The sequence below is a fragment of the Microtetraspora fusca genome (assembly GCF_001570365.1).
Taxonomy (GTDB): Bacteria; Actinomycetota; Actinomycetes; order Streptosporangiales; family Streptosporangiaceae; genus Microtetraspora; species Microtetraspora fusca.
The window spans coordinates 1-805 of record NZ_BBYK01000028.1; the positions used below are offsets into that span (position 1 = coordinate 1).

Annotated in this window: 1 protein-coding gene; it reads right to left on the reverse strand. The window is 71.9% G+C overall.

Features of this window, described 5'->3' with window-relative positions; all coding sequences use genetic code 11:
• Positions 1-805, reverse strand: an 805-nt coding sequence (locus tag AWQ68_RS00140) for an HAD-IC family P-type ATPase (RefSeq protein WP_157544718.1), incomplete at both ends; no start/stop codon positions are given.

Sequence of the window (805 nt, forward strand, 5' to 3'; positions counted from 1 at the left end):
GTGCCCGTCCACGATCCCCTGAACGCCGAGCCCCTCGACGTTCGCGAAGTCCTCGATCGCGGGCAGCGTGCCGACCCGCTCGGCCGCGCCACGCGCGACGGCCTGAGCGATCGGGTGCTCGGAGGCATGCTCCAACGCTCCCGCCAGCCGCAGCACCTCACCCTGCTCCTGCCCGTCGGCGGTGTGCACCTCGATCAGGGTCATCCTGCCCTCGGTCACCGTGCCGGTCTTGTCCAAAACCACCGTGTCGATCTTCCGGGTCGACTCCAGCACCTCCGGACCCTTGATCAGGATCCCGAGCTGAGCCCCCCTACCGGTGCCGACCAGCAGCGCGGTCGGGGTCGCCAGACCAAGCGCACACGGGCAGGCGATGATCAACACCGCCACCGCGGCGGTGAACGCCGCCCCCACACCGTCCCCGGTACCCAGCCAGAAACCCAGCGTGCCCAGAGCAAGCGCGATCACGACCGGCACGAAGACGCCGGAGATCCGGTCGGCCAACCGCTGGACCTGCGCCTTACCGGTCTGCGCCTCCTCCACCAGCCGGGCCATCTGGGCGAGCTGGGTGTCGGAGCCGACCCGGGTCGCCCGGATGACCAGGCGGCCGCCGGCGTTGACCGTCGCGCCGGTCACCGCATCCCCCGGCCGCACCTCGACCGGGACCGACTCCCCGGTCAGCATCGAGGCGTCGACCGCGGAGGCGCCCTCCTCGATCACGCCGTCGGTGGCGATCTTCTCGCCGGGACGGACCACGAACCGGTCCCCCACCGCGAGCTGGTCACTCGGGATCCGCACCTCCGCCCCG